This is a genomic window from Catenibacterium sp. RTP21428st1_D7_RTP21428_210409, assembly GCF_040227455.1.
Lineage (GTDB): Bacteria > Bacillota_I > Bacilli_A > Erysipelotrichales > Coprobacillaceae > Catenibacterium > Catenibacterium mitsuoka_A.
This window is the reverse complement of sequence record NZ_JBEHVX010000101.1, coordinates 1-7972: the sequence shown is the minus strand read 5'-3', so window position 1 is coordinate 7972 and position 7972 is coordinate 1. Positions and strand designations below refer to the sequence as shown.

Genomic DNA, 7972 nt, shown 5'->3' with positions numbered 1-7972 from the left:
TTAATGTAACTGGTAATACTATTTTCTATAATAACTAACTTATCTTCTTATTTCCAGTTTCTGCTTGCAATTCGGGACTTGTTGATCACTTCCATACCCTGCAATACCAATTTTTAACTCATGGCATGATAACTCATGTTTATCTATTAACTGATAAATACCATCCTTTAAGCATTGAGCGCATCTGTCATAACCCACTTGTAAAAAATGACATGTTGGTAATTCAATTTTATCTAACAATTTTCCATGTGTATCAAATAAACCAAAAGCAGTTTTTGTACCGCCACCATCTATACCAATATACAACATTCTATTTTACCTCTTGAAATATAAATTTTTGCCATGGTTTTATATAAGGAATCAAAAATACCTCATCATCAACAATTTTTCCAACAACATTACTTTTACCACTATTTTTCATTTTCTTTTTAACAATCTGCAATTCTCCAGCATAGTGACCATATTCTGAACTTTCAATAATAACATCTCCAACATTTAGATATTCTGGAGTATTAAAAACGCTAAATTCATGTCCTTTATATTTAACACGACTTTGTGTAGATCGAATAAGATATTCATTTAAATCACCTCGATTAAAATGAATATCTTCTAAAATGATTTTTCTTTCTATCTCTGGTATATTATCTATCAATTCTATATTAAATGATACAAGATCTAATCTCATTTTAGCAATTTCATTTAATTCCTCATCAGTAGGATAACAGTTAGAAATTATGATATCATCAATATTATTTAAAGCTATCATATGTTTTATTTGAACATCTATAGGGAGGTTGCGATGCATTTCTAAAGTAGGCAATCCTTCTGTTGTAGGCCATGGTCCAAATGCATCAGGCGATGAACAACTAACAAAGGCAGCAGTTTTTAAACCGTATTTTTTAAAACGTTCTGTACATGATATAAAGTGTTCTAAACTTAACCCTGAATACTGATGAGGATAAAAATTATGACATCCCATCAATTGATATTGATTAGGACAGTAATTCATGATTGTATCAATATAATGAGTATCATTACTCATATTAATTTCAATTTTTAAACCATGTGGATTAAAAGTCATTAAAGATTCTTCATTTCCACTAAATCCAGCATCTAAACGAATGCCATCAGCTTCTATCTCGCTAAAAAAAGAAAGATCTTGATAACTAATTCCTAATCGATCAAATACACGAGGACTAACATCAACAAAAATTTCAAATCCTTTTTCATGCGCATACCGATTCACTTCAAGAAAATCTTTTTTTATTTCATCTACACTTTTATCCACTGATAATAAACAAGAAAAAATACGAGAAAATCCAGCTTTTGATGCTTTGTCAATATATTGTTTCATTTCTTCTATGTTTGATTTTTCTGCATACAATGAAATTCCTAATTTTCTCATACCTTTAATTCCCTTTCATTTCATTTTTCAAAAGTTTATGATCATATTTAATAAAAAATGGTAAATATATAATAATTGAAATAACAATTAATATTAAGCCATAAACTAAAACAATCCAATATCCACCACTTGCCCAAAATGAACCAATCAAAGATGGACAAACCCATGGCACAATTAAAAAAGTTTTAGGTATCACTCCATAATACATACAAAAATAAGTTATAATTGCTTGAATAACTGGGCCAGCAAAAAATGGAATCTTCATTCCTTCATTTTGAATAATTGGTAATCCAAATAATATTTGTTCATTAATATTGAATAATCCTGAAAACAATGATTCTTGTCCTAATTTTTTAAGATTACGGCTTTTGGCAAAATAACGACATAATATGGCAAGTCCTAAAGTCGCACCACTACCACCTATCCATACATACCATTGGAAAAATCCTTCTGTAACAATATAAGTCATAGGTACATTTAGTAAAACATTAATAAAATTAACCATAAGCATTTGTGTCCAAAATGGTCTTATTAATGTCCCAATAATTGATACACCGTGTATTCCACCATACCAAAAATAACAAGTCAAAATAACAATTAATAAACAACCTACAATTGAAGAGAAGAATTGTAATAAGTATTGTGACAATAACATAAGTGATGGAAAATAATAATTTTTTAAATAAGCACAAAAAATTAAATAAACGAAAGCAGTTAACACTGGTATTAATTGAACAAAATATTGTACTACAGCTTCAGGTAAATATTTTATTTTAATTTGAATCTTTGATATACGATCTATAAGCTCTATTCCAATCATATTAATTAATAATAAAGGTAATGTTATATTTAATGTATCACCAATTACATCTGTATAAACAAATACAAATGATAATAATATCGAAAATAATATTAAGATTCGTTTATTTGACTGTTTGAGTGAAGTATAATGGATTGCATACAAAACATTTATTAATACAACATATATCAAACAAACAATTAGAAATAGTGATTGTAAAAATGAAAACTTAATTAATCTGTCTATTAAATAAACAATACCTAACCCTAATAAAAAAGGAATAATATCTACATATGTCATTTTTATTGCTTGAAAATGAATATTTTCATTTAAACTCATGACCCATTGATCAATTTTCTCTTTTAACTTCATATAATGTCCTTTTTTGAAAAATAACAGACTGTTTTATACAGTCTGTTATTTTTCAATGGCTTTTTTCACAAAACCATTTGTCATTTCTAACCTTTCTTTTGCTTCTTCAACAGAACAATTCAATAAAACCTTTACAATAGCTAATTTGACTTGTCGACCACACTCTTCATAATTTTGTGTGGCAATGTCGTATTCACATCCTGTTGCTTCCATAATCATTCTCTTACTTCGTTCAACAAGCTTTTCATTAGAAGACTTAACATCAACCATTAAATTTTGATAAGTCTTTCCAATACCAATCATAGAAACTGTAGAAAGCATATTTAATACAAGTTTTTGTGCTGTACCTGATTTTAAACGAGTAGAACCAGTTATAATTTCAGGGCCAAGATTCATATCAATTGCTAATTTAGCAACTTTACCAACCTCACTATTAGGATTACATGCAATACTAACAGTATAAGCGCCTATTTCATTAGCCTTTTTTAATGCCCCTATTGTATGTGGTGTTCTGCCACTAGCAGCTATACCTACAACTACATCTTTATCCGTAATGTGTGCATCTAAAACATCTTGCATACCTTGTTCTTCGTTATCCTCAGCACCTTCTTTTGCTTGAATAAATGCATCAGGTCCACCAGCAATAATTCCATTGACCTCTGTTGTAGTACTGAATGTTGGAGGACATTCAACGGCATCTAAAATTCCCAAACGCCCACTCGTTCCACTACCAATATAGAAAAGTCTTCCACCAGTTTTTAATGCTTCAATAATTTTTGTGACGGCTATTTCAACTTGCGGTAAAACTTCTCTAACACGTAAAGGTACAAGTGTATCTTCCTCATTCATTGTTTTTAGAATTTCACCGACAGTCATATCATCAAGATTCATAGTTTTTGGGTTTCTTGTTTCAGTCACTAAATTTGAAATATCTACTTTAGTCATATAAACCTCCTATAATCTTTCAAATACCAGAGTTGTTGTACCATCAATTTCGTCTAAAATATCTACATATTCTGGATGTATAAATCCAATAACATTAGAACGTGCTTCAAAAGGAAGATCCCTTTTTGCAATATGAACTTCACCACTATAACGACCAGCTAAAACATTTTCCATAATAATAGATCCTTGTCGACGAATCGTATTATGATAAACAGGAATATTTTCTGTTCTTGGTAAAAGTAAACGAATAAGTGTTTCTGATTGATCTTTTCTTACTTTTATTTCTTTATCGTATAAATATTCAAAATCTTTTTCTAAATGACAAGGGATTCTCATAATCTTTTTATCCATATAATCTTGAATATTTCTTAAAGTTTTAATAGATGCTTTACTATCACCTATAAAAATATCTTTAACATTGCATTTATGAATTAATTCTACAGCTGCAACAAAAGGATTTTGAATACGATGTTTTTCTACTGTAGGTAATCCTTCATATAGTGGAAATCTTTTTAATAGATCACCACAAACAAATGCCTGTGTTGTTAAACCATATTCTGTAAATACTTTATTTTTATCGTTAAATGCCTTTAAACTCAACCCTGTTCCTGTTAAAGGATAAAAATTATGTGTTAATGCAATTTTATCAAGATTTATACCCGCTTGTTTTGCACCTTCGATATAATCTTTACTAACAACGCTTGCATTTAACATAAGATAAAAATCTTTTTGAAGTTCTTTGATAATTTTATAATCATCAAATCCATAATCTAATCTTAAAGCTTCAAACCCCATTTCTTTAAGTTTAAGATAATCTTTATCCTTGATTTGTAATTTTTCGAATGTAACCGGAGACACATCAGGAACAACTTTTAATCCCAAATTATGACATGTCTTTAAAAACAACGGTAATTTTTCCTCCAAATCAGAATAATCTTCTTCAGGAATATGTAGCGAAGTAAATACATACTCAGCACCACATTCCTTTGCTTTTTCTAAATAATCTAAATCTAAATCTTGAAAATATACTGAAATACCTAACATTTTATCATTTCTACTCTGCTTCCGCTAAACTTTCTTCTTTTAAATCATTCTTTTCAATAGCTTTAACAAATGGGTAGAAAACCAACCCTAAAATAACCCAAGTAACAATAACATAAATAACAGCTGGAATACTACCAGAAGTTGCCATTAATGTTTTTATTGGAGCAGGTAAAATCCAAGGTGCAGATAAAACAGGTACCGGAATAATTCCTGTAGTTGTTAAGATTACCGCTAGTACAGCAACAGCCATATAACCAAGAACGAACGGAATCATCATTAAAGGATTCATAACGATTGGTAAACCGAAGATTAATGGTTCTCCAATATTAAACAAAGCAGCAGGCAATGCTAATAAACCTAAAGCCTTTAAACGTTTTGATTTTGAAAAAGACATAACGATGGCAAGCGGAGCTAAACCAGTCCAAATATAATTATCGTAGAATACGCTAGTAAACATATGTGGAAGAGCTTTACCAGCTTCTAATGCTAGTTGGTTTGCTGCAGTCATTTGAGTCCAAATAGGGTTTGCAATTGAACCAACAACATTTCCACCATGGATACCAACAGCCCATAAAGCACGATTTAAAAATGATGTAATAAATACTGTAGATGGTGTGTCTGACGCACTAACTAATGGTGTAAATAATCCCATGACAATACCAGGTAAGTCAATACCAATAACAATACTAATTAACCACCAGAAAATAATAGCAAATGTACTAGGAATCAAAGCAATAAAAGCATTAACAACCATTGGTGGAACACCTTCAGGCATTTTAATTGTCCAATTTTTATTAATAAAGAAACGATAAATTTCAATTGTAACAATACCAACAATTAAACCAACGAATACCCCTTTTGCCCCTAAAAAATCTGTTGGTACTCCAACAAATGGAACTGTTTCTTTAGCACCTTTAACAACCGTTTGAACAGTTACTGCAGGTACAACTAAGAAAAATGATGAAACAGCCAAAATAGTTGGTGCAACAAAGTCTAACTTTTCACCTTTATTTTTATTATAGTACTCAATCGTCGCATATGATGAAGCCACTACAACAAATAAAGCAATAAAAGCAGTCCCAACTCCTGATGCTGCTGCAAATTTTAAAGAAAAATCGCCAATTAAATTTTTCCATGGATCAAATGGCAATGAAGCCAATAATAAGAAAATAGATCCAATAATCAATAATGATGTAAAACTAATAAAAGTTCTTTGCATGATTTGCACATATCTTAAGTTAGAAAACTTAATTAATGGTGGTGCAATCTTTTCTTCAATAAATCTTGTAAGACGTTCCATATTAAATCTCCTCTCTTTCCTTTCCCACTATAAGGAAGTGCTTACAAGACATATTATAGCCTTTTAAAATTATATTTCAAGTATTTTTTATTTTTTTGTAATTTTATTTTATCGCCTCAATTGTAAAATGAAACTGGAATTAAGGAATTGGGATAAAGGGGCATGCCCCTTTATCCCAATTCGCGCGACCGCAGGCCCCTTATTCTCAATTTCGTATTATAGAACTAGAAGTTAATCAAGTAATAATTCTAGTTTTTTATTTTATCTAGAAGTGATATCATATCACTGAAGAGAAGTTAATCCATATAACTTGAGATATCCATAAGGTAAGCTCGTAAACAGCGATTGATAGCTATGACTATTAATGTATCGTTCTTCTCTTCACTAAATAAACATACTGACTAGAGGTTGCTTATATTTAACTTCTAGTCTTTTATTTTGTAGGCATACATTATAATAGACTTAAGAAAGCAGAGAGATAGGGCTTTGGAAACACAGTTGTGATTTCGTAAAGAAAAATTCTCTGCTTCCTATTATGACATGAGTCAGTTTATATCCAAATAGGCCTTTTGATTTATTGATAGAGCCTGCATGTAAGACGAAAATAGATGGTCATAAATCAGGAAGTTATGCTTTCGAATATTCAAGGAAAGAAGGAATGATCTATGAAAGGTCCAATAGTATCCATTGATGTCTCTAAGGGTAAATCAGATTACCAGGCATTCAAGAATCTGAATGTGAAGTATACAGGTTCACGTTCAATAAAGCATACAAAAGAAGGATTTGATGAGATAGTGAATCTTGTCAAAGAGATGGAAAAAAAGCTGGAAACAGAAGTATGTGTTGTTTATGAGGCAACAGGAGTTTACCATCGTGTCCTTAAGAAAGTGCTTGAAGACAACAATATCAAGCAGTTTATTATCAATCCACTATTATCAGCTAAAACAAGAAAGAATGATTCACTAAGAAGTCCAAAGACAGATAAGCTTGACCCTAAATCAATCGCTAAAACATATTACAGCCATAGTCTTCATAACAGCCATAAACCAGAAACGATATATCATGAACTGAGGGAATTATCACGCTATTATGAGGATATATTGGTTCATATAAGAAAGGATAAGGTTGCATTCATAGCACAGCTGGATATTGTATTTCCAGGCTATGATGCGCTGTATGATGATCTGTATGGCCCTGTCGCTTTAGCTGTCATTGAAAAATATCCACATCCAGAAATGCTTCAGAAAAAGAAGATTAATACTGTGGGGCTAGTATAAATTTAGTGCCAGTCAAATAGAGAAAATATCTAAAAAAAAGAATTGAAAAACATTCGAAAGAATACTAGTCTGAAACATGAAAATAGAGGTGTTAAACATGTCGGAAAATAAAGTGATAGACAAACAGTTTAAATTGGATGCAGTTCAATATAGAAAGGATCATCCTGAACTTACTTTTCAACAGGTTGCTGATAATCTAGGAGTTTCCAATAGTTCAATCCATAGATGGTGCAAACAGTTTGATGATGCAAAGAATGAAAATGAAGATAGTAATTTATTCAGAGGATCAGGCAATTTTTCAAGTGATGAAGCCAAAGAACTAGCACGTCTAAAAAAAGAAAACAGAGATCTTAAAGATGCTGTTGAAATATTAAAAAAAGCTATGAGCATTATAAGCAGCCAGTAAAAGTACTTTATGAGGCTATCAAGGAATATCTGGAAGAAACTGCAGATGTCAGACGTGTCTCTTTAAGAGCTATAACTGAAATACTTGGTGTATCGAGAAGTGGATTTAAAAGCTGGCTCTGCAGAAAGCCCTCGGAATCCAGCAAGCGCAGGGATTCTGTAAAAAAAGAAATCAGCAAAATACATGAGGAAAGCCACGAGATTTATGGTGCACCAAAAATAACCGAAGAGCTCAAGAAAAAAGGACATGTGATATCGGAGAAAACAGTAGGAAATTATATGCATGAAATGCATATAAAAGCACATTACATAAAGCCATGGACAAAAACAACAGTATCAAAGAACTTCTCTAACAGATTAAGAAATATCTTAAAAAGAGACTTTGATCCAGCATCGCCAGATGCAGCATGGTGTACAGATATAAC

The 7972-nt window shown here is 31.1% G+C and carries 9 protein-coding genes; 3 read left to right on the top strand and 6 right to left on the bottom strand.

Annotation, left to right across the window (positions count from 1 at the left end; all coding sequences use genetic code 11):
• Positions 1–39: 39 nt before the first annotated feature.
• Genes ABUA27_RS11285 through ABUA27_RS11260 form a run of 6 tightly spaced genes read right to left on the bottom strand, consistent with a single transcriptional unit; the run spans position 40 to position 5865 of the window.
• On the bottom strand, positions 40–309 hold the full coding sequence (locus ABUA27_RS11285) for an ROK family protein (RefSeq protein WP_349820737.1): 270 nt from the start codon (positions 307–309) through the stop codon (positions 40–42).
• A 1-nt stretch (position 310) separates the two neighbouring features.
• Positions 311–1405, bottom strand: coding sequence for a DUF871 domain-containing protein (locus ABUA27_RS11280; RefSeq protein ID WP_349820736.1), 1095 nt, complete (start codon positions 1403–1405; stop codon positions 311–313).
• A gap of 4 nt (positions 1406–1409) precedes the next feature.
• Positions 1410–2576, bottom strand: coding sequence for a PTS transporter subunit EIIC (locus tag ABUA27_RS11275; protein WP_349820735.1), 1167 nt, complete (start codon positions 2574–2576; stop codon positions 1410–1412).
• A 45-nt stretch (positions 2577–2621) separates the two neighbouring features.
• On the bottom strand, positions 2622–3521 hold the full coding sequence (gene murQ / locus ABUA27_RS11270) for an N-acetylmuramic acid 6-phosphate etherase (RefSeq protein ID WP_349820734.1): 900 nt from the start codon (positions 3519–3521) through the stop codon (positions 2622–2624).
• A 9-nt stretch (positions 3522–3530) separates the two neighbouring features.
• On the bottom strand, positions 3531–4565 hold the full coding sequence (locus tag ABUA27_RS11265) for a MupG family TIM beta-alpha barrel fold protein (protein ID WP_349820733.1): 1035 nt from the start codon (positions 4563–4565) through the stop codon (positions 3531–3533).
• 10 nt (positions 4566–4575) lie between these two features.
• A complete protein-coding gene (locus ABUA27_RS11260) occupies positions 4576–5865 on the bottom strand; it encodes a PTS sugar transporter subunit IIC (protein ID WP_349820732.1) in 1290 nt (429 codons plus the stop codon).
• 665 nt (positions 5866–6530) lie between these two features.
• Here ABUA27_RS11260 and ABUA27_RS11255 point away from each other — a divergent pair.
• From ABUA27_RS11255 to ABUA27_RS11245, 3 genes are all read left to right on the top strand, one after another.
• On the top strand, positions 6531–7142 hold the full coding sequence (locus ABUA27_RS11255) for an IS110 family transposase (RefSeq protein WP_349820731.1): 612 nt from the start codon (positions 6531–6533) through the stop codon (positions 7140–7142).
• Between the two features lie 97 nt (positions 7143–7239).
• The gene (locus tag ABUA27_RS11250) at positions 7240–7548 is read left to right on the top strand and encodes a transposase (RefSeq protein WP_117459078.1); all 309 of its coding nucleotides are present in this window, start codon (positions 7240–7242) and stop codon (positions 7546–7548) included.
• A partial coding sequence (locus ABUA27_RS11245; RefSeq protein WP_349820738.1) for an IS3 family transposase occupies positions 7512–7972 on the top strand: 461 nt, incomplete at its 3' end. The genes ABUA27_RS11250 and ABUA27_RS11245, both read left to right, overlap by 37 nt.

Bases quoted from the DNA above. Each gene is read 5' to 3' on its own strand.
- ABUA27_RS11275 (WP_349820735.1), bottom strand. From the start codon at position 2,576: ATGAAGTTAAAAGAGAAAATTGATCAATGGGTCATGAGTTTAAATGAA.
- ABUA27_RS11285 (WP_349820737.1), bottom strand. From the start codon at position 309: ATGTTGTATATTGGTATAGATGGTGGCGGTACAAAAACTGCTTTTGGT.
- ABUA27_RS11250 (WP_117459078.1), top strand. From the start codon at position 7,240: ATGTCGGAAAATAAAGTGATAGACAAACAGTTTAAATTGGATGCAGTT.
- ABUA27_RS11255 (WP_349820731.1), top strand. From the start codon at position 6,531: ATGAAAGGTCCAATAGTATCCATTGATGTCTCTAAGGGTAAATCAGAT.
- ABUA27_RS11260 (WP_349820732.1), bottom strand. From the start codon at position 5,865: ATGGAACGTCTTACAAGATTTATTGAAGAAAAGATTGCACCACCATTA.
- ABUA27_RS11280 (WP_349820736.1), bottom strand. From the start codon at position 1,405: ATGAGAAAATTAGGAATTTCATTGTATGCAGAAAAATCAAACATAGAA.
- murQ (WP_349820734.1), bottom strand. From the start codon at position 3,521: ATGACTAAAGTAGATATTTCAAATTTAGTGACTGAAACAAGAAACCCA.
- ABUA27_RS11265 (WP_349820733.1), bottom strand. From the start codon at position 4,565: ATGTTAGGTATTTCAGTATATTTTCAAGATTTAGATTTAGATTATTTA.